The organism is Clostridium sartagoforme, from assembly GCF_004794105.1.
Lineage (GTDB): Bacteria > Bacillota > Clostridia > Clostridiales > Clostridiaceae > Clostridium > Clostridium sartagoforme_B.
The window spans coordinates 1,157,286-1,182,592 of sequence record NZ_SRYR01000001.1 but is presented as its reverse complement, the minus strand read 5'-3'; the positions used below and the strand labels follow the sequence as shown (position 1 = coordinate 1,182,592).

Sequence of the window (25,307 nt, the reverse complement as noted above, 5' to 3'; positions counted from 1 at the left end):
CTTCTGAGGGTAATAATAATCAGGAGGAGAAACAATGAATAAAAGAAAAATTGCTGCATTGATTTTAGCAGCGGTAATTACTAATTTTTCATCACCATCACTAAAGGTTTTAGCTGATGAAATATCAAGGAATATAACATCAACAGTGGAAGCTAAATCTACTAAAGCAACTATAGGTAAGTTTGAACTATTAAATAGCAGTAATATAGGCGATTATGATAAAGTTTTCAAAATGAATAATTCAAACATTGAATCTATAACTAATAATGGTGGTGATTATAATTCTTCATCTACTATTGACAAAGCTATAGATGGAAATTTTAATACACATTGGGAAACACATAACAGAAATAGCTCTGAATTTACAAATGAAATAGTATTTAAATTAAAGGAAGAGACTGCTTTAAACAGAATAGTATATGCAGCTAGGCAATCATCAGCTAAAGGAAAAGGTTTTGCTCAGGAGCTAGAAATATATGGATCTTTAACTGATGAAGAAGATGACTTCACTTTAGTAAGCACTGGTGAATATACAGGATCTACTAGTGATGTAGTAGAAATTAAATTTAATGAAACAAAGTTTAAAAGAATAAAGTTTGTGTTTAAAAAAGCTAATTTAGATTGGGCTTCAGCATCAGAATTTATGTTCTATAAAAAAGATGAAGTAAGTGATAAAATGGATAGATTATTTACTGATAATACAATGAGTAAAGTTAGTGAAGATTTTAACACAATAGAAAAGCTAGAGGCTTTAGAAAGAGAAGTAAAGAATCAACCATTTTATGAAGATTTTAAAGAATCCTTAGAGGATGCAAAGATCATATTAGAAGAAAATAAAATAGAGTCTACAACAGCAAAGGTTTCAAGATTAGAAGCATATCATACTGGAAAAGATATTGAGTATAGTGAAGTATATAGAATGCCTAATTCTAATATAGCCAATATAAGTGCTAATGGTGGAATTTATCCAAATTCTAAATTAGAATATATGATAGATGACAAGACAGAGACACATTGGGAAACAAATAGAAATAATACAGATGATTTTACTAATGAAGTAATATTTACACTAGATAAGCCAGAAGTTTTAAATAGAATTGCATTTTTAGCAAGGGAAAATAGAAAAGGTTTTCCAGAAGAATTTGAAATATATGCTTCAGAAACAACAAATGGAGATACATTCCAACTAGTATCCTCAGGAGCTGCACAAAGTACAAATGACTTTTTAGAGTTTAAATTTGCTCCAACAAAGTTTAAAAGAATAAAGTTTAAGTTTGTAAAGGCGAATATAAATAGACCATTTGTGGCTGAGTTTAGATTTTATAAAGAAGATGCTATAAGTGATAAGTTTGATAGGTTATTTACAGATAACACAATGAGCAACGTTAGTGAAGAGTTTAATACTGCAGAAAAAATAAATGAATTAGAAGAAGAAGCTAAGAATCATCCTCTTTATAGCAATTTTAAAGAAGATATAGAAAATGCTAGAGAATTATTAAACAATCAAAAAGTAGAAGCTACAACAGCAACTACAAAACAGTTTGAGCATTATTCTAATGAAGAGTATTCAAATTCATTTAAAATGGATAATAGCAACATAAAAAGTATTACAAATAATGGTAAACATTATGGTAATGCAGTTATAACAAATGCTATTGATGAAAATTTAGATACCTATTGGGAAACTAATACAGCAAATACAAGTGAGTTTACTAATGAGGTAGAAGTAGAATTTAAAGAAGCTATAGAATTAAATAGAATAGTATATGGAGCAAGAAAATCTGATAGAAAAGGATTTGCCAAGGAGTTTGAGATATATGCTTCTACAACATCAAAAGGAGATACATATCAACTTGTAGCAACAGGTAGTCATGATAAAGTATCTGGTTTAGTTGAGGCGAAGTTTAATCCAACTAAATTCAAAAGAGTTAAATTCAAATTTAAAAACTCAGATCAAAATTGGGCTTCATTATCAGAAATAGCATTCTATAAAAAAGATTCTATAAATGATAAGATTGATAAGTTATTTACTGATGCTACAATGAGCATAGTTAGTGAAGAATTTAATAGCTTAGAAAAAATTAGTGCTTTAGAAGAAGAAGCAAAAAAGCATCCTCTTTATGAGAGCTTTAAAGAAAACTTAGAAAATGCTAAGGAGTTAGTAAATCAAGAAAAAGTAGAAGCTATAATTGCAACTACAAAGCAATTTGAACATTACTCTAATGAAGAATATTCAAATTTATTTAAAATGGATAATAATAATATAAAGAATATTAAGAATAATGGAGGTCGATATTTATCTCAAGTAATAACAAATGCTATAGATGGTAATTTAGATACTTATTGGGAAACTAATAAATATAATACAAATGATTTTACAAATGAAGTAGAGATAGAATTTAAAGAAACTGTAGAATTAAATAGAGTAGTATACGGAGCAAGAAAATCCGATAATAAGGGATTTGCTAAAGAATTTGAAATATATGGATCTACAACATCTAAGGGAGATACATATCAACTTATAACAACTGGTGGTTATAATAAAGTATCTGGATTAGTTGAAGCAAAGTTTAATCCAACTAAATTTAAAAGAATAAAATTTAAGTTTAAAAATTCAGATCAAAACTGGGCTACATTATCAGAGATAGCATTCTATAAACAAGATAAAGTAAGTGATAAAGTTGATAGTTTATTTACAAATGCATTAATGAATGAATTATCAGAAGAATTTAATACTATTGATAAGTTACAGGAATTAGAAAATGAAGTGAAGGGACATCCTTTAGAAAGCTCATTTGCGGAATCATTTGAGTTAGCACATAAAATACTTAATGGTGAGTTAGAAACTGTAAAAATTATTACTGCAGAGCAACATGGAGATATGGTAAAACATGCTAATAATAATTTGAAGTTTGGATTTGGTAATAATAATCAACCAACAGGAATATCTGCAAAACCAGGGGATTTAATAACTGTTTATGTAGATGCAGATCCAACACAGCCACTACCAAGTTTAGCATTTTCTCAACAAGAAGGAAGCTTTGCTAACTGGATAAGAACTGTGAAGTTAGTACCAGGTAAGAATGTAATAACTGTTCCGGAAGTGTCAAAAGATAATTGGTATAACCATGATGTAACTAGGGGAGGAGCAATATATATAGTAAATCCTTATACTAGTGAAGAGCAATCTAAAGCTCCAGTTTTAAGGTTCGTTTCAGGAGATAAGTTCCCATTCTTTACAAAAGATACTAATGTACAAGAATTTAGAGAATTTTTAATGGAGTATAAAAAGGCGATAGATGAAGATATAGCAAAAAATCCTAATGTTTTAGATAGAGAGGTTCTAGATGTATTTGAGTTTGTAAGTGATCATATAGTTTGGACAGGCACTGCAACTGGAGCATATCAGGCTTATATAGAACAAGGTGTAAATCCTTTAGACACAATAAAATCATACAATACTCATATGGAAGAAATCTTTAGATACTATGGTTTAGATGGAAGTAGTGAACAAAATGATCCTAAGTATATAAGAGAAAATGTTAGATTAGCGCAGCCATTTGGATATATGTATGCATATACAAATCACATAGGAGTACAAGGGGATGTAATGGCAAATCACTTAATTCCATTTGAGGAGAGAGGTCCATCATGGGGCTTAACTCATGAAATAGGTCATAAGATGGATGTAAATGCAAGATTATATGGTGAAGTTACAAATAATATGCTACCTATGCATATGTCTGTATTTTACGATAAAATAGATAAAAGAATACCATATGAATCTGATATTTATAAAAATGTTATAAGTGAAGATTCTAATAAATATATTGAAGGTGGAGCATTTGAGAATTTAGCAGTATACTGGCAATTAGAAATGTATAAACCTGGTTACTGGGCAAAATTAAATAAATTATATAGGGAAAGAAATGTTAGTTTAGGAAATGAAAATCCTAATAACGTTAAAATGCAATATTTAGTTAAATTCTCATCAGAAGTAGTAGGAGAAGATTTAAGTGAATATTTTGCTAGACATGGATTCGAGGTTAATGAAGAAACTAAAAAGGAAACTAGTAAATATCAAAAACCAGATAAGAAGATATGGTATCTAAATGATAGCAAGGTTAATTATGAAGGAAATGGATTTACTCAAGATACTAATTTAGATGTTACATTAAATAGAGTAGAAGATGGAGTTAAGTTAACATTTAATATAGATAATAATGTTAAATCAGATTTACTAGGATATGAAATCTTAAAAGATGGTGAGTTAATAGGATTTACTTCAACTAATTCCTTTGTAGATACTAATGCAGATACAACTAAGAATTCTAAGTATGAAGTGATACCTTATGACATTAATTTAGGAACAGGTGAATCTTTTGTTGTAAATTCATTTGGACCAAGTATAAACCTTCAAAAAAATAAGATAGTTTTAAGATTAGGAGAAGAGTTTAATCCTATAGAATATATAAAAGTATTAAGCTATGAAGGAAATGATATAACTTCTAATGTTGAAGTAGAGCAAAATGTAGACACTAGCAAAATAGGTAAGTATAAAGTTAAGTATAAAGTAAGTAATAAAGATATAGACGTAGAGAAAACTGTAAATGTTGAAGTAGTAAGTGATTATGATTATTTATCAGACGAAGAGTGGACATCAGTAGAAACTCAATGGGGAACTCCAAGAAGAAATACTAATATAAAAGGTAGAGTAAATGGAGATGTAAAAGACTTTGAGAAAGGTTTTGGAATACATGCAAATGGTACAATAACTTATGACTTATCAGGTAAAGACTATGATAATTTCGAAGCTTTACTTGGAGTTGATGCAGGAATAGCAGCACAAAATGACTCTAGTATAAAATTTGAAGTAATAGCTGATGGTAAAGTTCTAGCTACTACTGAAGTTTTAAAACATGCTGATAATATGGAATATATAAATGTTCCAGTTAAAGGTATAAACCAATTAGTAATAAAAATTAATGATGCTGGAAATGGAAGAACTTCAGATCACTCAGTAATAGCTAACCCTAAATTAACTACAAATAATGGAAAACCTAAAATAACAGCAAATGATAAAATTTACAAAATAGGAGAAACTGTAAATATTAATGAAGGAGTTACTGCAAAGGATGCAGAAGATGGAGATTTAACTTCAAATATAGAAATAGTATCAAATTCCTATGAAGAAGGTAAAATTGGAAGATTTGAAGTTGTTTATAGGGTAACAGATAGTAATAATAATACTACAGAAAAGAAATCTTATATTACAGTTTATGAAGACTATATAGTAGCTAAATCAAAATATGGACAATTTGATCAATTAAGTGAATATAATGAACAATTTAAGATTCCAGTAGTATCAATAACTAACAATGGTGGAAGTTACCCAGGAACAGTTATTGGAAATGCGGTTGATGGTAATATAAATACACACTGGGAAACTTATAACCAAAACAGTGATACATTTAAAAATGAAGTTATATTTGATTTAGGTGAAAGCAAAGAAATCAATAGAATAGCCTATAAAGCAAGAAATGGTGGTAAAGGATTTGCTAAAAAGTTTGAAATATATGTTTCAAACGAAGCAGAAGGTAATGATTTTATATTAGCTGGTAAAGGTGAATATAATGGAAATGTTAATGATGTTGTTGAATTTAAAATAGCTAAGACAAACGCAAGAAGAGTTAAATTTAAGTTTATAGAGGCTAATCAAAATTGGGCGAGCATAGGAGAAATGTCTTTCTATAAAACAGATGAATTAGCTAATAAGATTGATAATTTATTTACTGATAATACTAAAACCGAAGTTTCTAATAGCTATAATACATTAGAAAAGGTACAAGCTTTAAGAGAAGAGGTCAAAGATCACCTAGCAGCTAACTTATTTGAAGAAGATTTAGTCAAAGCTGAAGAAATAATAAGAGCTAAGTTCCCAACAATAGAGGTTGAAGATATAACTTATGTTAAATTAAATAGTAATTTTGATTTAACTTCTGGTGTTACTGCAAATGATCAAGAAGATGGTGATATAACTGAAAATATTGAAGTTAATAGTAACAACTTTAATATAGGTAAATCTGGAGAATATATTATAACTTACACTGTAACTGATAGTGATAATAATGTTACAACTAAAGAGAGAAAAGTTGTAGTTTACAGTGAAAGTGTGTATTTATCTGATATAGAATGGGAATCAGCAGTATCAGGATGGAAGAATGTAAATAAGGATTCAGCAGTTAACTTAAAGGATAAAATAAAGCTTAATATTAATGGTGAAGTTAAAGAGTTCGATAAAGGTATAGGAGCGGCAACAAATGCTGAGATAGTATATAAATTAAATGGAAATTATACTAATTTCGCAACATATGTAGGTACTGATAAAAACTACGATGACAATAGAACTACTATAATATTTAAAATATTTGCAGATGGTGAAGAAGTTTATACTTCAGATGTAATAAGAAGAGATAGTGAAGCAGAACTTGTAAACCTAGATGTTACTGGAGTAAAAGAACTTAAATTAGTAGCAAATGATGCAGATGGAAATGGTCTTGGAGACTTTGCTTCATGGGGAGACACTAAAGTATATACTACAAATGCAAAACCAAAATTAACTATACCATCATCAGTATCAACAAAGATTGGGCAAGAAATAGACTTAAATGAAGAATTTAGTGCAATAGATGCTGAAGATGGTGATATAACTGAAAATGTTAAAGTAACTGGTAAAGTAAACTTTAATAAAACAGGAAAATATCAAATGACTTATACTGTAGTTGATAGTGATGGCAATGAAGTAGTTAAAACTAGAACTATAGCAGTTGTTGATATGAATGATTATAGCTATTTAACAGATTATAATTGGAATTCTATTAAATATAGCTATACTTCTCCTAAAAAGGATATATCAATAAGTAATAATACTTTAAGATTAACTAATGGTGACGGTACTATAGCATCCTTTGAAAGAGGAATTGGATCTCATTCAACTTCAACAATAATATATGATTTAAGTGATAAAGACTATTCATACTTCAGTTCATATGTTGGTGTTGATAGACAAATGTTTAATACAGTAGGATCAGTTACATTTGAAGTATATGTGGATGGAGAAAAGAAATTCGATAGTGGATTAATGACAGCAAAAGAGCCTATGAAATATGTAGAAGTTGATATAAATGGAGCTAAGGAATTAAAGCTTGTAGTAACTGATGGTAAGAACGGAAATGGCTCAGACCATGCTACATGGGGAGATACTAAACTTCATTTTGCAAAAGATGTACAAGGTAATTATGAAGAATTAGAATCATTGGTGAATGAAGCTAAGAAGTATGTTAAAGAAAATTATACTGAAGAATCATTTAAAGTATTAGAAGAAGCCTTAAAAAAAGCTGAGGGTATTTTAGCAGATAAAATAAGCACTCAGGATGAGATAAACTCTATTATTTCAGAATTAAAAGAGTCAATATCTAAGTTAGAGGAATATGTAGACCTAAATGAAGGTATAACTATTAAAGATGAAGCTCTTAAAAAGAGCGTTAAGGAAGAACTTAACTTATCAAGTGATAATATAACTATAGGTGATATGTATAAACTAACAAAGTTAAATGCTTCAAGCAAGTGGATTTCGAGTTTAGAAGGCTTAGAATATGCTAAAAACTTAGAATCATTAGATGTATCATATAACGAAATCAAAGATTTATCACCGCTTAAAAATCTTGAAAAATTAACTAATTTAAATGCAGAATTTCAAATAATAACAGAAGGTATGCTATATGCAAAAGAAAATAGAATAACTTTAGATTATAAAGTATTAAACAGAAATGGTGAGAGATTAGCACCAAAAGAAATAATTATAAGAAATAATAGAAGTATTGAAGCTATTAGTTTAACCTTAGATGAGTTAGTAGATGAAAATGGAATTGTTTCTTTTGATATTTCAAACTTTGATAAATATCTTCATAGTATATATCTAGTATATGAAGATGAAAAAGATAATTTCTTAACTCAATCACTTTATATGTTTGATGTAAAGTAGTATTATAAAAGAAGGTTGTACCAAAATGATAAAAATTTGGTACAGCCATTTTAATTATTTAGTCCTTTCCTTTGTAAGTAAAATAATTTAAATAAAAATATAATAGAAATTATAAAAGTATGTATTGATTTAAAATCAATACATACTTTTTTTCTTGTTAAATAAAGTAAAGAAATACAAAAATATTTGGAATTTACATTGACATTTGGTAGTATTAGGAATATTATAATAACATATTAACAATTTGATAATAACAAATAGATAATAAGTTTTTAGGCAGTGTTTTTCATGTTTTGAAGTATTAGGAGGGTATAAAATGATTTATGTTAATGATGAGAAGTTAGAGGTTAATAAATTCCCAAATGGAGAGGTTTTAATTAATAGTAAAAATTTAAGGTTAAAGGATACTAATGAAATAAAGCTTAACTTTGAAAGTGATGAGGATATAACACATTTAATATTTTTAAAAGGACATTTAGATGAATTAAAATCAAAGTGTAATTTATTAATACCTTATTTACCATATAGCAGAATGGATAGAACAGAAGGGATAAGAGTATTCACATTAAAGTATCTATGTAAGCTTATAAATAGTTTAGATTTTGAAAGTGTAACTATTTATGAACCACATTCAGATGTTTCTACTGCATTATTAGATAGAGTAAAGGTAGTAAATATGTCTAAGATTTTAACAGAAGAATTGCTAAAGGCGAAGAACAGTAAAGAGGATGATGTATATTTAGTTTATCCAGATGCTGGTGCAGCTAAAAGATATGGTAAGGAAATCAATTATGACAAGATACTAACTGCAAGCAAAGAGCGTGATTTCAAGACTGGATATATTAAAAAGTTAGATATTAATGGAGAAATAGATAAGAAAAGTTTTAGGGCAATTATAGTAGATGATCTTTGTTCTAAAGGAGGAACTTTTGAACTTACAGCATCAAAATTAAAAGAAATGGGTGCAAGTGAAATATATTTAGTAGTAACTCATTGTGAAAATACAATCTTTGAAGGTAATTTATTAAATAGTGATTTAATAACGGGAATATATACAACAAATAGTATTTTAAATATAAGCCATAAAAAAATTAAGGTATATGAAATTTAGGGAGGATTAATTATGAAAAAATTATTAGTAGTTATTGATTATCAAAATGATTTTGTAGATGGAGCTTTGGGATTTGAAAAAGCTAAAACTTTGGAACCTTTAATTTATAAGAAAATTAATAAGTATATTGAAAATGGAGAAAAAGTATTATTCACATATGATACTCATCATAAAGATTACCTTAATACTAGAGAAGGAAAGAACTTACCTGTAACTCACTGTATTAAAGGCACTAATGGACACAACTTATATGGAAGATTGAATAACTTTATAAATGCAAAAAATACCTTCCATTATGAAAAGGAAGGCTTTGGAATATCTCCAAAGGATATGATTAAAATATCAGAGGATTTTGGTGATGATATTAATGAAATTGAGATAATTGGAGTAGTTACAAATATATGTGTAATATCTAATTTGGTATTATTCCAATCTCAATATAGAAATTCAGAAATTATAATAGATGCAAAACTTTGTGCTAGCTTTGATGAGAGCTTGCACGAAAAGACTTTAGACGTAGCAGAAGGTTTACAAGCAAAGGTGATAAATAGGGAGGAATAATTATGTCAAATCCATTACTATTAACAGATTTTTATAAAACAATTCATCATATGTGTTATGCAGAAGGGTTAACTAAGCTTGTAAGTTATTGGACTCCAAGAATGTCAAGAAAAGAAGATATTAATAAGGTTGTTATGTTTGGATTACAACCATTCATAAAAAAGTATTTAATTCAATATTTTAATGAAAACTTCTTTAATAGAGATAAAAAAGAAGTAATTTCAGAATATAAAAGAGTTATTTCAAATACTATGGGTGATATAGCATCAGATACAAAGCATATTGAAACATTATACGATTTAGGATATTTACCAATACAAATTAAAGCAGTAGCAGAAGGTTTAAGGGTAAATATTAAGACTCCGATGATTGAAATAACAAATACTCATAAAGATTTTGCTTGGCTTGTAAATTACCTAGAAACTTTCATGAGTTGCAATATATGGCAATTAATGACAAGTGCAAGTATTGGTTATAGATATAGGGAAATAGTAGAGAAGTATTTTAATCTAACTGTTGATAATGGTGATGTTAAAAGAGCTTGTGGAGATTTCAGCATGAGGGGCTTTAGTTCTTTAGAAAGTGCTGAGTTTAGTGGAGCAGCCCACTTGCTTTCATTTATTGGAACGGCAACAATACCAGCAATAGACTTTTTAGAGAAATATTATAATTGCAATATAGAAAATGAAATAGTAGGCCTTGGAACTCCTTCAACAGAGCATAGTGTAATGTGTAGTTATGGACAAGATGAGTATTTAGCATATAAAAGATTAATTACAGAAGTATTTCCAAGTGGAACATTAAGTATAGTATCTGACACTTATGATTATTGGAATGTTATAATCAAAATACTTCCAAGATTAAAAGAAGATATTTTAAGTAGAGAAGGTAAAATAGTTATTAGAGGGGATAGCGGGGATCCAGTAAAAATAATATGTGGAGATAAAAATGCTACTAAGGGTAGTGAAGAATATAAAGGAACTGTAGAACTTTTATGGGAGATATTTGGCGGTGAAATCAATTCAAAAGGATATAAGGTTTTAAATAATAAAATAGGAACAATTTATGGTGATAGTATAACCATAGAGAGATGTGTAGAAATATGCAAGGGATTAGAGGAAAAGGGATTTGCAGTTAACAATTGTGTATTTGGTATTGGATCTTACACATATCAATATAATACTAGAGATACCTTTGGATTTGCACTAAAAGCAACACATGCAGTAATTAATAATGAAGAAAAATTTATATTTAAGGACCCTAAAACTGATACTGGTAATTTTAAAAAATCACAAAAGGGAATGTGTTATGTATATAAAGATGGAGAAGATATTTTATATAAGGATGAATTAACTATAAAAGAACAAGAAAATAAGAAAGATAACTTGTTAGAACTTGTATTTAAGGATGGTAAACTTTTAAAGGATTATTCATTATCAGAGATAAGAAATAGACTTCATAAAAGTTTTTAATGGGGTGTAATATGAGAAAGAAATTTAATGTAAATAGAGTAAGTGAAAATATAATAAATTGGATTAAAGAATACTTTGATAATCAACCAAATGCCAAGGGAGCAATAATTGGTATAAGTGGTGGAAAAGATAGTACAATTACAGTAAAACTATTAGTTGAGGCATTAGGGAAAGAAAGGGTCTTTGGAGTTTTAATGCCTAATGGTGAGCAAAAGGATATTTCTGATAGCTTAAAGGTAGTAGATATTCTAGGGATTAATTATAAAATTGTTAATATTGAAAATGCATATAAGGGTCTAATAGAAGAAATTAATGAAAGTGAATTATCTATTGATGCGAAAATTAATATTCCTCCAAGGCTTAGGATGACTACTTTATATGCAGTTGGTTCAAGCATGAATTATAGAGTTTGTGGTACAGGAAACAAATCAGAAGCTTTTGTAGGTTATACTACAAAATGGGGAGATAATGCTTATGATTTTAATCCCATAGGAAATTTAACTACAGATGAAGTTATAGCTCTAGGGGATTATTTAGGATTACCTTATGAATTAGTTCATAAAATTCCAAGTGATGGTCTATCAGGTAAATCAGATGAGGAGAAACTTGGTATTTCTTATAATCAAATAAATGAATATATAGAAATGGGCACTTGTTATAATAAAGATATAGATGATAAAATTAGGTTGAAATATGAATATAATGAGCATAAGAGAAGTTTGCCACCAAAGTATGAGCTAACAGAAGGTGATGATTATGAAGGAGAAATTTATTAAGAATAAACAAGGCTTAACTGAAGAAGAATTTTTAAAACAGTATGATTCGGCTATTTATGAAAAGCCTTCTTTAACTGTTGATATGTTGATTTTTACAGTAATGGAAGAGGAAAAAGAAAATTATAGAAAACTTGCTGAAAAATCATTAAAAATTTTATTAGTTAAAAGGGGAAATCACCCTGATATGGGTAAATGGGCTCTTCCAGGAGGATTTGTTTTAACTGATGAAAGCTTAGATGATGCAGCGCTGAGGGTACTAAGAAAGGAAACTAATATAGAAAATATTTATATGGAACAGCTATATACTTGGGGAGAGGTTAATAGAGATCCTAGAACTAGAGTAATAAGTTCATCTTATATGGCATTAGTAGATAGTAGTTCCTTAAGTATTAAGGCTGGAAATAATGAAGAAGATGCAAGGTGGTTTAATATAGAATATAATCTCCTTAGTGAAAATTCATTGGACATAGAAAGTGGAGAGAGTTTCGAGGAAATAGTAGAAATAAAACTTTGGAATAATAGTGAAGAAATTTCTGCGAAGATAAGAGTTATAGAAAATATTGATGGTAGAATAAGAAGAGAAATAATAGAATCAGTAGGACTTGCCTTTGATCATGGTAAGTTTATAGAATATGCTATAAGTAGACTTAGAAATAAGGTTGAATATACAAGTTTGGCATTTAATCTTATGCCTGAATTATTTACATTAACAGAACTCCAAAAGGTTTATGAAATAATTCAAGGAAAAGAGCTTTTAGCAGCAGCATTTAGAAGAAAAATATCTAATATGGTTGTTGAGACAAATGAGTTTACTAAGGATGTAGGGCATAGGCCTTCAAAACTATTTAGATATAACCCTAGATGGAAAAGAATTAAGTAAAGGTTGAAATGTACCTCATAAAGATAGATAATATAAAAGTCTATCCTATGGGGTATATTTTTATTATGTTATAATATTTTTTTATAGATTATTTTTAATTTGTTATATTAATGTAATATATATTTAAATAGATTTATTATTAAAACTCATAAATGTAATCTCGAGTTGGGGTGAACTTTACAATGAATATATTTTACATTATTTCCCAGAAAATAATATTAAAGCATAGAAAATAATTTTGGTAAATTTACTTCTAATATAAATAATATTGAAATTGAAGATTTATGATAATAATTACTAATATAATAAAACTTAGTTTGTAAGTCCCCCAATAATTTGATTTTATATTATATAGGTATGAATTAATCTAAGTTTAAAGTGGGAGCAATATTTTGATGGAAATATATATTAAGGAAATAAAAAAGGAGGCGGATAAAGTGAAGGATGAATTCATTTATTTAAAAGGATGCAAAGAAAATAATTTAAAAAACATATCATTAGAAATACCTAAAAGAAAAATAACTATATTTACAGGGGTTTCTGGTTCAGGTAAATCCTCTATTGTTTTTGAAACTGTTGCAAAGGAAGCGCAACGTCAATTAAATGAGACTTTTAGTGCTTTTATAAGAAACTTTTTACCAAAGTATGGTGAGGTTAAAGCTGATCATATCGAAAATCTATCAACACCAATTATTATAGATCAAAGTAGAATTGGTGGTAATTCTAGGTCTACTTTAGGAACTATTACAGATATTAATTCTTTTTTAAGAGCTTTATATTCAAGATTTGGAAGCACTTATATAGGTAAAGCAAATATGTTTTCTTTTAATGATATAAACGGGATGTGCGGTGAGTGTGAAGGGCTTGGCAAAAAGCTTGTTCCGAATATGGAAGAGATTGTTGATATGAGTAAATCTTTAAATGAAGGAGCAATATTACTTTCAGGTTTTGGCGTAGGTTCATGGCATTGGAAGATATTCACAGAGTCAGGCTTCTTTGATAACGATAAAAAGATAAGTGATTATTCAGAAGATGAATTACATAAGTTTTTATATGGAGAGCCTGAAAAGATAAAGATAGATGAAGTAGGGACAATGAATTTAACTTATGAGGGATTATTAGTTAAGTTTAATAGACTTTACTTAAAGAGAGAAGGGGAAATTTCTGAAGCTGCTAAAAAGAAGCTTAGTAAATTACTAATAGAAGGTGAATGTTCTGTTTGTAAGGGGAGAAGACTTCATGAAAGAGTTTATAATTGCTTAATTAATGGATATAATATTTCTGATTTAACAAGTATGCAAATAGATGAATTAGTTAAAGTTATTAAAGAAATAAAAGAGCCAGAAGCTAAGCCTTTAATTAATGGTATCCTTGAAAAGTTAAATAACATTATAGATATTGGACTTGGATATTTAACATTAGATAGGGAAACATCAACATTATCAGGTGGAGAGTCACAGCGTATAAAGATGGTTAAACACTTAAATAGTAATTTAGTTGATTTAATGTATATATTTGATGAGCCAAGTATAGGGCTTCATCCAAGAGATGTTCATAAGTTAAATAATCTTTTAAAGAAGCTACGTGATAAAGGTAATACTGTAATAGTTGTTGAACATGATCCAGATGTTATTAAGATAGCCGATCATATTATTGATGTAGGACCACTAGCTGGTAGAAATGGTGGGGAAATAGTATATGAAGGAAGCTATGGAGATTTACTGAAATCCGGAACACTTACTGGGGATGCCTTAAATAAGTCACTTACTATAAAAGAAGATGTAAGAGAACATAATGGATATTTAAAGGCTAGTAATTGTAAGAAGAACAATTTGAAAAATATTACTGTTGAAATACCTAAGGGTGTTTTAACTGTTGTTACAGGTGTTGCAGGGTCAGGAAAAAGTACATTAATTAAGGAAGAATTCTTAAAACAAAATAAAGAAGCAGTTTTAATTGATCAAAGTCCAGTAGGAGCAAATTCGAGGTCTAGCCTAGCAACTTATAGTGGGATTATGGACAATATTAGAAAAGCCTTTGCAAAAGAAAATGATGTTAATCCATCACTTTTTAGTTCAAACTCAGAAGGGGCTTGTGAAAATTGTAAGGGAAGTGGAATAGTAGAAACTAACCTTGCTTTTATGGATAATATAAAGAGTACTTGTGATGTTTGTGATGGGAAAAAGTATAGACTTGATGTATTAGATTATAAATTACATAGTAAAAATATAATTGAAGTATTAGACATGACAGTAGTTGAAGCAATAGACTTTTTTAAGCTTAAGTCCATTAAAACTAAATTACAATCAATTAATGATATGGGAATAGGTTACTTAACATTAGGTCAAACTTTAGATACCTTATCTGGCGGTGAATGTCAAAGATTAAAATTAGCTAGTGAACTTCATAAAGAAAGTTCAGTGTATATTATGGATGAACCTACAACAGGTCTGCATATGGCTGATATTGAAAAGTTCGTAAATATTGTTGAAAATATTGTAGATAACGGAAATACAGTAATTATAATTGAACATAATATTGATGTTATTAAAAGAGCAGATTGGATTATTGATCTTGGACCAGATGGAGGAAATCATGGTGGAGAAGTAATTTTTGAAGGAACGCCTAAAGATTTAAAATATAGTAAAGAATCATTAACAGCTAAATATCTTTAATTATTTGTAGTAAAAGTATTATAATTATTTAGAGAAGCATAAATAGAGCTTATAGACTTAAATTTTTAGCATACCTCAGTCAACTAGGCTAATACATAAGATGCAATGAAAAAATATTTAAAAATCTATAATGATGCGCTTATATGAAGTCATCGTTATAGATTAAAATATTAAAAAAGAGAAATAGGTATAAGTAAATACTATAAGCTTAAGGTGAAAAGTAATATGAATTATATAGAAAAAGAGATTATAAATAAAAATAAGTTGAGATGGGAGTAGTTCGAATATATAATACAATTAATGGATATTCATATGTAGAGATATCGGACAATCTATATAAGCCTTTTGAATCAATTAAATTTAAATTAAACTTAGGTAAAATTAGAATTAAAGATTTTCAAGAGGATTGGAATCGCTAAGGTGAAAGTGCATTTGAATTTGTAGAAAAACTTAAGAAAAGAGAGGGTGCTACAGAGAAAGAATTAATGGAAGATTTAAATGAACTATTAAATTTATGGATATCTAGCCAAGGGGATAATATAAAATTATATAATAAATAAAGTAATTATTTAGTGAGTTATCAGAGATTTATAATAGAAATTAAGTGAAAATATAAAATAAAGAGGGGATAATATGCTTAATACCAATGTAGATTTACTAAAAGGGAAGATTTTAAGATCGCTAATAATCTTTGCTATACCACTTTTTATAGCAAGTTTATTTCAGCAATTATACAATACAGTAGACATTATGGTTGTAGGAAATTACTTAGGAGATACTTCTTTAGCAGCAATAGGTGCAAGTGCAGCTATATTTGAATTATTGGTTGGCTTTGCCTTAGGTGTAGGAAATGGACTAAGTATTGTAACTGCAAGAAGTTATGGTGCTAAGGATGAAAATTTAATTAAAAAATCAGTAGCAGGATCACTAGTTATAGGAGCTTTGATAACATTAATAATAATGATTATTTCAAAATTATTTCTCTTTCCACTACTTCAATTACTTAAGACACCGGCGAATATCATAGAGGAATCATATTCATATATTTCTGTAGTAACTATGTTCGTTGGAGTAATGTTTTTATATAACCTTTGTGCTGGAATTTTAAGAGCAATAGGAAATAGCATGATGCCATTAATATTTCTAATACTTTCGTCAGTAATAAACATAGTTTTAGACATAGTTTTTATAACTGAATTTAATATGGGAATTAGGGGAGCTGCAGTTGCAACAGTAATATCTCAGGGGATTTCTGGTTTATTATGTATTATATATACTTATAAAAAGTGTCCAATCCTTATCCCGAATAAAGAACATTTTAAATTTGATAAGAAATTATATAAAGAACTATTAGGACAAGGTCTATCTATGGGAATTATGCTTATGATAGTGTCTGCAGGAACAGTTATTTTACAAACTGCAATTAATAATTTAGGATATTTAATTATTGCAGGCCATACAGCAGCTCGTAAACTTAATAGTTTTGCTATGATACCTGTATCAGCTCTATCTATGAGTCTTGCAACATTCGTTTCTCAAAATAAAGGAGCAAATCAAGGGAAAAGAATAAGAGAAGCAGTACGATACTCCAATATTATATCCATCGCATGGGGAGTAATAGTTACTTTGATTTTACTATTATTTTCGCCAATGCTAATGAGATTGCTATCAGGATCTAGTGAGCCAACAGTAATTGATAATGGTGTAAAATATTTATTGCTTAACTCACCTTTTTATGCTGTACTTGGAATTTTATTAAATTTAAGAAACTCATTACAAGGTATAGGAGAAAAATTATTGCCTTTAATATCTAGTATAATTGAATTAATAGGTAAAATAGTCTTTGTAATAGTGCTTATACCTAGCCTTGAATACTTTGGAGTAATTATTTGTGAACCAGTAATTTGGTGCTTAATGTGCCTTCAGCTAGCATATTCTTTCTATAGAAATCCGTATATAAAAAATGCAAAGTAAAAAGAACTGTAAATAATGAAATGAAAAATTCTACAGAGTTCATAATATAATAAAAAAATCCTATTTTAATTTTAAAATAGGATTTTTTTATTATTAATCTTTGTATTTAGATAACTCTTGAGAAGCAGAATTAATAGAATCTATAGCTGATTGAATTTTAGCCTTATTATCTGATTTTTCTGCATCACCAAGTGCTTGTTGTAATGATGAAATAGTATTTTGTAAAGATGATAGACTTTGATTAACATAATCTACAGCCTTTGGCATATATAGAACCTCCTAAATAAATGATTTTAAAATAGTATCTGCAAATACGGAAAAGAATATGTTGGAATATTATAGAAAATTTTATGTATCAAGAAGCATGAAATTTATAAGGTAATTAAACTAAAAAACATAGATTATAATTATTGCACCTTTGTACAAGTAGCATGTGGAAGCTGTACAGTAAGATTTTCAGGTCATAGAGTTAAAAGATTCTGTAAGACGCAATTAGATCCAAGAAAGGTATTTGAGGGGAGAAGATTTATATGATAAAGGTTATTATTATTGGTGGAGGATGGTCTGGATGTGCAGCAGCCATAACTGCAAAAAAAGCAGGAGCAGAAGTTCATTTATATGAAAAAACTGATCTTTTATTAGGCCTTGGAAATGTTGGTGGAATAATGAGGAATAACGGAAGATGGACAGCTTCCGAGGAACTTATTGAACTAGGGGCAGAGGATCTAATAAATATTGTGGACGATACAGCAAGGCATAAGGATATTGAATTTCCTGGACATAAACATGCTACCCTTTATGATGTAAATATCATAGAGGGTAAGGTTAGTAAATATTTAGAGGATTTAGGTATCATTATTCATATGGAAAGTAGAGTAAATGATATAAAGATTGAAGGTAGCAAGATAAAGGGAATATATTTAAGTGATGGTATCTATGAAGAGGGAGATGTTTTCATAGAAACAACTGGTACAACAGGGCCTATGGGAAATTGCTTAAGATATGGTAATGGATGCTCAATGTGCATTTTAAGATGTCCGGCATTTGGACCTAGAATAAGTATAAGTGAACGATGTGGTGTTTCAGATATACAAGGTGAAAGAGGCGAAGATATATTAGGGGCTTTTTCTGGTTCTTGTAAATTATCTAAAGATACATTATCAAAGGAATTAAGAGAAGAACTAGATACAAAAGGATGTGTTATCTTAGAATTACCTAAAGAAGATGTTAACTATGATAAGCTAAGTACAAAGGTATGTCAGCAATATGCTTTAAAGGAATTTGCAGAAAATATAATACTTTTAGACACTGGCCACGCAAAACTTATGACAACTTATTATCCATTAAAAAAACTAAGAAAAATAAAAGGCCTTGAAAATGCAAAGTATGTAGATCCATATGCAGGTAGTAAGGGAAACTCTATAAGATATATGTCTGTTGCACCAAGAACTAATGACTTAAAGGTAAATGGAGTAGATAATTTATTCTGTGCTGGAGAAAAATCTGGATTATTTGTAGGCCATACAGAAGCTATAGCTACTGGAAGCTTAGCAGGACATAATTCAGTAAGACTTGCTATGGGAATTCCTCTTTTAATATTACCTTCCTCAATAGCAATAGGGGATATAATTTCTTATGCTAATGAAAAATCAAAAACAAGAGAAGGAAGAAAGGCAAGATTCACTTTTGCGGGTTCTGAATATTTTGCAAGAATGAAAGAAGAGGGGCTTTATACTACTAGTAAAGAAGAAATAAGAAATAAAATCAAAAAGTTAAACTTAGATAATGTTTTTAATAATAAGCTAATATAAATTAAAGGGGATGTATCAAATTTACTCTGATATATCCCTTTATTAGTAATTCTATAATTAAATATATAGGGAATTAAAAGCATTTGATATTTCAACTAATATTAGATGTTTTTTATTTTTAATAATATCATTGATTAAACTCAAATGGTTATTATTAAATCCTATTCTATATAATTTACTAAATATAGGAGTACCTATAGAGAAAATAGACTCTAAAATAATTTACTCGTAAATGATAATAAAATACCATTGGAAGATTACAGTTTAAATGTTAAAATAGAAGAAAATGAACAGGAGGAGAGCAGATGTTAAACTTGAATTTAATGGATTTATATAATGGGCTTGTAAAAAATTATGAAAATTTATCTTTAAATAAAAGCTCTCAATACGATGAAATTTCTAATAAAGAGAGTAAGTTTTTTATCACACTAGGCAAATTTTTAGGATATGAATTAGAATATAAAGGTTCAAGAAATGTTGATAAGAATAAAAGAATAAGATTTAAATATGACTTTAAATATGATAAAGATAATAAGGACATTGAAGTTATAAGAGAAAATGATATGTCTAACGATCTTGATGCAATTCAAAAATTAGTAGATGAAATAAAAGTTAATGATTCGTCAATAATTCAATTTTTAGAGACTTTTTCGGAAAATAGAATTGATTATTTAAATAAAATTTTATTGGATTTTACTAATAATTTAAGTAATGATTTATTAGTAGTATATATAATAAGAGATATATTGAAGGCAGAATGTTATCATTATTGTTACTTATTTAATAGTAATGGAATTAAGGATAAATATATAGTTAGGATAAAAGGAAATCGAGAAGACATTTTATATGCAGATTATATGGATTAAGGAGGAGTAAAATTGAAGATTAGGGCTCTAAGTAAAAATGAATTTAAGAGTAGTGGTTTTATATATTTTTCAAATATTTTAGATGGATTTGATAAATATGAATATATTCAATTATCTCCAATGACATCTATATATGAAGAGGTAGAGAAATCCTATATTAAATTTATAGAAAAATTATTTAATATAAATAACAAAAAGCTAGTGATTGATTTTTATAAGAATAGATTAGATAATAATTCAATTAAGTATATTGAAGATAGATTAAAAGATGAAGAAAAGCTATTACTTCATAGATTAATGAGTTGTGGGGATAATGAGGATATTTTTTTTGAAATTACTGATATTTCTTATATTCCATTATTAACAAAACTTAATTTGAAGGAATTATTTTTCGTTACATTTTACTTTGATAAAGCTAATTTTACTTTATGGGGTAACTATAATTACAAATTCCCCTTATTTTCTGGTAAAAAGGAAAATTTAGAGGAAATAAAAAAAATAGCAAAGCAATGTAGCTTGCTATAAGATATTCTATCTTATAATAAGATTGCTTAGCTATTTTTATTTGGAAATACTACAATTGTAGAAAGTCTTAATTTACCGTTATTTGTTAGTCTTAAATACCATTTTAAATTATCAGAAGATGAATTAGTGAATAACTCCTGACTTAAATTAATAGATTTATTAACAGGGAAGTATAATATTTTATTTAATTCATTTTCTAATGAAATTACTATACTATATTCGTAATCTGTACATAATTTATTTAAATCTTTTAAATTAATAACAAGAGAATTATTAGAGGCTTTAGATGGAGCAAATAGTAATTCTCTTGTTTTTATATTTTTAAGATAAACAGAAACATTTTTTACTGTTTTTAAATTAAAATCTTTAAAAGATAAGATTAATGACTCATCTTTTAATCTAAAATTGCTTACTTCTTTTTCACTTGAAGATAAGTAAGGTATATTTAAAGTGTTTAGTTCATTGTATTTTTCCATAACCTTTCTCCTTATAATCTGCTATAAATATATAGTATTAAAAAGGTTATAAAAAAATGTCATTTTTCTTATAGAAATTTATTTTTTTAACATTTCTATCATAATATCTAAAGTGGCCTTGGTTTTATTTAGGTTACTTATATAATCAGCAATATGATATTTATAATATTCTATCCCAGCATCAGTTATAGAATATATTTTTTTACTTCTTTTATTTAAGAACTCATCTCCAGACCAAGTGCTAGTTACATATCCTTTTGTCTCAAGATCATATAAAGTTTCATAAACTGTACTTGAAGATACTGGAAAAGGTAATGCTGTAGATTCAAATCTACTTTTAAATTCATCTAACACTTTGTTACCAAAAATAGTATTACCTTTTGCTAATTCTTTTAATATATAAAAGCTGTAAAGCATCTTAGTATTTACAACATTTCTAGGTGCTACTAAACGATTTCTTTTTTCCATAAAAATCACTCCTTTTTTATAGTTTAGCATAAGATAAACTAAATGTACACTTAAATAATATACTCGTAAATGATTATAAATTTACAGAACAAAATGAGAGTACATTGAATAATATATAGCATACAAAGGAATAGGAGTTGATAAACATGTCAAGAAGATGTTGCAATAATAACTGCTGTAGAAATAATTGTTGTTGTGGCTGTAATAACTGGGGCGGCGGCTGTGGCGGTGGATTCGGCGGTGGCTTTGGTTGTGGATTCCCACTTATATGGTTATTATTATTAGGCGGTTGTTGGTAGAATTATAGTAAAGGGGCTGTATTTACAGTCCCTATTAAGAATTAGAATTAATAGTTATTTATATTACTTAATAATATAATGATTTTAAAAATATTTTGTATAAAATAATTGCTTTCAATAGTATAAGAAAGGATATTGTTCCTTAGATTATATTATTGAAGGCTTTATTTAACACATGAGACTTTTTTAAAGAAATATTTAGTGATAAAATTAATATAGAGGTGAAGTTATGCTTTATAATAAATGCTATTGTGAAAAATGCAAGAAAATACAAAGAATGAAGATAAATAGCTATATAGATTCGAAGAATTTAAATATAGGGAAAATTAAGTACAACAAATTATATGGAACTTGTGAAGTTTGTAATGAAGAAGTATATTCTGTTGATTTATATAAAAAAAACAATATAGAAATAATTAATAAAATAAAAGAGCTTGAAGAAGAAATAACTTTAAAAAGGATAATTGATAATATAAAAGTAGATAAAGATGAAATTGGTATAAAAAACACTAAAATACTTGATTATATCAAAGAAGCTATTACAAATAAAAATAAAGACAAAGAGTAAGTTATTTATAAAATTGAGTATTAATATATATTTATAAATTGATTAATTCCTAAGGAGGAAACAATGCTAGATTTACTTGTATATCTAGATGAATTATTAATTAAGAATTTAAATTCAGTAGTTGTGAATGGATATATAGATATAAGAACCTTTAGGAGAATTAAAGATAGAACAGTTGGTGGTAATGTAAGAGTTGGTGAAAGAAACTCTAAGGAACTAGACTTTAAAGATCAAAGAGATAAAATAGAAGGATATAAAAGTAAACATAATTCTTGTGAAGAGAGCCAGCAAGATGGTAAAGAAAGAAGTTTAGGTTTTGAAGGCAGAGATTTTGACAGGGTAGAACAAGAAATTAAAAAGATAAGTACAGTTTTTACTCTTCATAATGATTTAATAAATAGAATGTATTCAAATAATCATATGAAGAAGATTAGTTATAAATCTATTAAAAATGGTAATGTTAAGGTTGGTGACTATGTAGAAGTTACAGGATGTATTCAAGAAGTATCATTACCTGAATATATAGATACGGTTTTAAATAGTATTAATTGTTATGGTATAGACTTTTTTAATTCTATTTTAGATAAAAATAAGCTTGACAGCTTAAATTTTAATATTATTTATAATTTACTTAGTGGAATAAAAAATAGTATAACACAAAATGGAAGCAGGGACTTAATAGTTAAAAATCAAGATGTTTCAATATTGCTTACTATAAATCAAAATAATTTTATAAATAATGGATATAGTATGTTTGACTTTGTTCAATGTTCTTGTAAAATATATGGTAAAGTAATGATGATAAAGGAAGATAAAGATAAGTGCATTAGTTTACTAAGAAAATCTTCTCAAGAAAATTATTATGAAAAAATACTTAATAGTATAGAACCCTACTTAGATATATTAAGAAAGAATAATATTATCTTACCTGAAAAGCCAGAATGCAACATAAAGGGGAAGATGATAATGATATTACCAATGAGTATATGCATATAAAAATTTTTATATGCATTTTTAAGTTGTTATAGAAAGTAATAAAAAATTAATGTATAATAGTTACTTAATGATGAAAAGTAAATTTAATATTTGATTACAGGAAAGAGGCAAAAAGATGAAAATAGGTTTTGATCATAAAAAATATCTAGATGAACAATCTAAATATATTTTAGAAAGAGTTAATGATTATGATAAATTATATTTAGAATTTGGCGGAAAGCTAATGAATGATTTGCATGCTAAGAGGGTTTTACCTGGATTTGATGAAAATGCTAAAATTAAATTGCTTCAAAAGCTTAAAGAAAAAGTTGAAGTAGTAATATGCGTTTATGCAGGAGATATTGAAAGAAACAAGATCAGAGGAGACTTTGGTATTACATATGACCTTGAAGTATTAAGACTTATAGATGATTTAAGAGGATATGGTCTAGATGTAAATAGTGTAATAATAACTAGATTTGACGGGCAACCAGCTACTACTGTGTTTATAAACAAGCTTGAAAGAAGAGGAATAAAAGTTTATAAGCATAGGGCTACCCTTGGATATCCAACAGATGTAGATACTATTGTAAGTGATGAAGGATATGGTAAAAATCCATATATCGAAACAACTAAACCAATAGTAGTAGTTACTGCTCCAGGTCCAGGAAGTGGAAAGCTTGCTACTTGTTTAAGCCAATTATATCATGAAAATAAAAGAGGAAATGTTGCAGGATACTCTAAGTTTGAAACTTTCCCAGTATGGAATGTTCCACTTAAGCATCCTTTAAATATAGCTTATGAAGCAGCTACAGTTGACTTGAAAGATGTTAATATGATAGATTCTTTCCATTTTGATGCTTATAATGAAGTTGCAGTAAACTATAATAGAGATATTGAAAGCTTCCCAGTTCTTAAGAGAATAATAGAAAAAATCACTGGTAAAGAATCGGTTTATAAATCACCAACTGATATGGGAGTTAATAGAGTAGGATTTGGAATAATTAATGATGATGTAGTTAAAGAAGCTTCTAATCAAGAAATAATAAGAAGATATTATAAGACTATTTGTGAATTTAAAAAAGGTTACGTAGATAAAGATGTTGCAGATAGTGCTAAGCTTATTATGGAAGAGTTAAACTTAAAAGAATCTGATAGAAAAGTAGTTAATCCAGCTAGAGAATACTCAGAAAAATTAAAGAAGCTTAATTGTAAAGAATCGTACCCAGTAGTAGCTTTAGAATTAAATGATGGAACTATTCTTACTGGTAGAGGTTCAGAAATAATGGATGCACCAGCAGCTGTAATTTTAAATTCAATAAAGCATTTAGCTAATATTTCTGATGATATACATTTAATATCTCCAGTTATTTTAGAACCAATTCAAAACTTAAAGTTTAAAACTTTAGGAATTAAAAATACAGTTTTAAATTGCGAAGAAATATTAATTGCTTTAAGTATATGTGCTGCAACAAATCCAACTGCACAAGTTGCATTAAATAAGTTAACAGAATTAAAGGGATGTCAAGCACATTCAACTACTATGACTTCAAATGGCGATGAACAAACCTTTAGAAGACTAGGAATAGATATAACTTGTGATCCAGAATATCAAAGTGATAATTTATACTATAATAATTAACAAATAAATAGATTTATTTAATATAAGTATATAAAGATGTACCGAATTTAGAACATGGTTAATTCGGTACATCTTTTTTATTTTAATATAATACCTAAAAAAGTTTAATCTAATACCTGTCATATCAATTTTTATGTTATGGAAGATATTATATTTTAAATAGTTAATTTAATTATTCTATATT

Annotated in this window: 18 protein-coding genes and 1 pseudogene; 16 read left to right on the top strand and 3 right to left on the bottom strand. The window is 27.7% G+C overall.

Going from position 1 to position 25,307, the window contains the following annotated elements:
* Positions 1-34: 34 nt before the first annotated feature.
* The 8 genes from E5347_RS05240 (at position 35) to E5347_RS05200 (ending at position 17,493) form a co-directional block, all read left to right on the top strand.
* On the top strand, positions 35-8,044 hold the full coding sequence (locus tag E5347_RS05240) for an NPCBM/NEW2 domain-containing protein (protein WP_136005272.1): 8,010 nt from the start codon (positions 35-37) through the stop codon (positions 8,042-8,044).
* A 316-nt stretch (positions 8,045-8,360) separates the two neighbouring features.
* Entirely contained in the window at positions 8,361-9,155 is a 795-nt protein-coding gene (locus E5347_RS05235) for a ribose-phosphate pyrophosphokinase (RefSeq protein WP_136005271.1), read from the top strand.
* A gap of 12 nt (positions 9,156-9,167) precedes the next feature.
* Positions 9,168-9,716 carry a cysteine hydrolase family protein gene (locus tag E5347_RS05230; RefSeq protein ID WP_136005269.1) on the top strand — a complete coding sequence of 183 codons (549 nt, stop codon included), beginning with the start codon at positions 9,168-9,170 and terminating at the stop codon, positions 9,714-9,716.
* 2 nt (positions 9,717-9,718) lie between these two features.
* The gene (locus E5347_RS05225; RefSeq protein ID WP_136005268.1) at positions 9,719-11,188 is read left to right on the top strand and encodes a nicotinate phosphoribosyltransferase; all 1,470 of its coding nucleotides are present in this window, start codon (positions 9,719-9,721) and stop codon (positions 11,186-11,188) included.
* An 11-nt stretch (positions 11,189-11,199) separates the two neighbouring features.
* Positions 11,200-11,964 (top strand): NAD(+) synthase, encoded by a 765-nt coding sequence (gene nadE / locus E5347_RS05220; protein ID WP_136005266.1) that lies wholly within the window; start codon positions 11,200-11,202, stop codon positions 11,962-11,964.
* Complete coding sequence (locus tag E5347_RS05215) at positions 11,945-12,844, top strand: NUDIX hydrolase (RefSeq protein WP_136005265.1); 900 nt, start codon at positions 11,945-11,947, stop codon at positions 12,842-12,844. Before nadE ends, E5347_RS05215 begins: the two co-directional genes overlap by 20 nt.
* A gap of 437 nt (positions 12,845-13,281) precedes the next feature.
* The gene (locus tag E5347_RS05210; protein WP_136005263.1) at positions 13,282-15,519 is read left to right on the top strand and encodes an ATP-binding cassette domain-containing protein; all 2,238 of its coding nucleotides are present in this window, start codon (positions 13,282-13,284) and stop codon (positions 15,517-15,519) included.
* Between the two features lie 633 nt (positions 15,520-16,152).
* On the top strand, positions 16,153-17,493 hold the full coding sequence (locus E5347_RS05200; RefSeq protein ID WP_136005262.1) for an MATE family efflux transporter: 1,341 nt from the start codon (positions 16,153-16,155) through the stop codon (positions 17,491-17,493).
* A 93-nt stretch (positions 17,494-17,586) separates the two neighbouring features.
* Here E5347_RS05200 and E5347_RS16810 read toward each other — a convergent pair whose 3' ends face one another.
* Positions 17,587-17,760: a hypothetical protein gene (locus E5347_RS16810; protein WP_168354907.1), complete on the bottom strand. Its 174-nt coding sequence runs from the start codon at positions 17,758-17,760 to the stop codon at positions 17,587-17,589.
* Positions 17,761-17,925: 165 nt separating this feature from the next.
* Here E5347_RS16810 and E5347_RS17060 point away from each other — a divergent pair.
* From E5347_RS17060 to E5347_RS05180, 4 genes and pseudogenes are all read left to right on the top strand, one after another.
* Positions 17,926-18,027, top strand: a pseudogene (locus E5347_RS17060) (sulfide/dihydroorotate dehydrogenase-like FAD/NAD-binding protein); the annotation flags it as partial.
* On the top strand, positions 18,027-19,304 hold the full coding sequence (locus E5347_RS05190; protein WP_136005860.1) for an FAD-dependent oxidoreductase: 1,278 nt from the start codon (positions 18,027-18,029) through the stop codon (positions 19,302-19,304). The pseudogene E5347_RS17060 and the gene E5347_RS05190, both read left to right, overlap by 1 nt.
* Before the next feature lie 305 nt (positions 19,305-19,609).
* On the top strand, positions 19,610-20,170 hold the full coding sequence (locus E5347_RS05185; protein WP_136005261.1) for a hypothetical protein: 561 nt from the start codon (positions 19,610-19,612) through the stop codon (positions 20,168-20,170).
* A gap of 12 nt (positions 20,171-20,182) precedes the next feature.
* Positions 20,183-20,695 carry a hypothetical protein gene (locus E5347_RS05180; RefSeq protein WP_136005259.1) on the top strand — a complete coding sequence of 171 codons (513 nt, stop codon included), beginning with the start codon at positions 20,183-20,185 and terminating at the stop codon, positions 20,693-20,695.
* A gap of 26 nt (positions 20,696-20,721) precedes the next feature.
* Here the strand turns inward: E5347_RS05180 and E5347_RS05175 are convergent, their stop codons facing one another.
* The gene (locus E5347_RS05175; RefSeq protein WP_136005258.1) at positions 20,722-21,171 is read right to left on the bottom strand and encodes a hypothetical protein; all 450 of its coding nucleotides are present in this window, start codon (positions 21,169-21,171) and stop codon (positions 20,722-20,724) included.
* Between the two features lie 78 nt (positions 21,172-21,249).
* A complete protein-coding gene (locus E5347_RS05170; RefSeq protein WP_136005256.1) occupies positions 21,250-21,639 on the bottom strand; it encodes a PadR family transcriptional regulator in 390 nt (129 codons plus the stop codon).
* Positions 21,640-21,785: 146 nt separating this feature from the next.
* Between E5347_RS05170 and E5347_RS16805 the strand changes: the two genes are divergently transcribed.
* From E5347_RS16805 to E5347_RS05155, 4 genes are all read left to right on the top strand, one after another.
* On the top strand, positions 21,786-21,938 hold the full coding sequence (locus E5347_RS16805) for a hypothetical protein (RefSeq protein WP_168354906.1): 153 nt from the start codon (positions 21,786-21,788) through the stop codon (positions 21,936-21,938).
* A 229-nt stretch (positions 21,939-22,167) separates the two neighbouring features.
* Entirely contained in the window at positions 22,168-22,506 is a 339-nt protein-coding gene (locus E5347_RS05165) for a hypothetical protein (protein ID WP_136005255.1), read from the top strand.
* A 63-nt stretch (positions 22,507-22,569) separates the two neighbouring features.
* Positions 22,570-23,502, top strand: coding sequence for a DUF6414 family protein (locus E5347_RS05160; protein WP_136005254.1), 933 nt, complete (start codon positions 22,570-22,572; stop codon positions 23,500-23,502).
* Between the two features lie 115 nt (positions 23,503-23,617).
* On the top strand, positions 23,618-25,123 hold the full coding sequence (locus E5347_RS05155) for a DUF1846 domain-containing protein (protein WP_136005251.1): 1,506 nt from the start codon (positions 23,618-23,620) through the stop codon (positions 25,121-25,123).
* Positions 25,124-25,307 lie beyond the last annotated feature (184 nt).

Bases quoted from the DNA above. Each gene is read 5' to 3' on its own strand.
- E5347_RS05240 (WP_136005272.1), top strand. From the start codon at position 35: ATGAATAAAAGAAAAATTGCTGCATTGATTTTAGCAGCGGTAATTACT.
- E5347_RS05235 (WP_136005271.1), top strand. From the start codon at position 8,361: ATGATTTATGTTAATGATGAGAAGTTAGAGGTTAATAAATTCCCAAAT.
- E5347_RS05230 (WP_136005269.1), top strand. From the start codon at position 9,168: ATGAAAAAATTATTAGTAGTTATTGATTATCAAAATGATTTTGTAGAT.
- E5347_RS05225 (WP_136005268.1), top strand. From the start codon at position 9,719: ATGTCAAATCCATTACTATTAACAGATTTTTATAAAACAATTCATCAT.
- nadE (WP_136005266.1), top strand. From the start codon at position 11,200: ATGAGAAAGAAATTTAATGTAAATAGAGTAAGTGAAAATATAATAAAT.
- E5347_RS05215 (WP_136005265.1), top strand. From the start codon at position 11,945: ATGAAGGAGAAATTTATTAAGAATAAACAAGGCTTAACTGAAGAAGAA.
- E5347_RS05200 (WP_136005262.1), top strand. From the start codon at position 16,153: ATGCTTAATACCAATGTAGATTTACTAAAAGGGAAGATTTTAAGATCG.
- E5347_RS16810 (WP_168354907.1), bottom strand. From the start codon at position 17,760: ATGCCAAAGGCTGTAGATTATGTTAATCAAAGTCTATCATCTTTACAA.
- E5347_RS05185 (WP_136005261.1), top strand. From the start codon at position 19,610: ATGTTAAACTTGAATTTAATGGATTTATATAATGGGCTTGTAAAAAAT.
- E5347_RS05175 (WP_136005258.1), bottom strand. From the start codon at position 21,171: ATGGAAAAATACAATGAACTAAACACTTTAAATATACCTTACTTATCT.
- E5347_RS05170 (WP_136005256.1), bottom strand. From the start codon at position 21,639: ATGGAAAAAAGAAATCGTTTAGTAGCACCTAGAAATGTTGTAAATACT.
- E5347_RS16805 (WP_168354906.1), top strand. From the start codon at position 21,786: ATGTCAAGAAGATGTTGCAATAATAACTGCTGTAGAAATAATTGTTGT.
- E5347_RS05165 (WP_136005255.1), top strand. From the start codon at position 22,168: ATGCTTTATAATAAATGCTATTGTGAAAAATGCAAGAAAATACAAAGA.
- E5347_RS05160 (WP_136005254.1), top strand. From the start codon at position 22,570: ATGCTAGATTTACTTGTATATCTAGATGAATTATTAATTAAGAATTTA.
- E5347_RS05155 (WP_136005251.1), top strand. From the start codon at position 23,618: ATGAAAATAGGTTTTGATCATAAAAAATATCTAGATGAACAATCTAAA.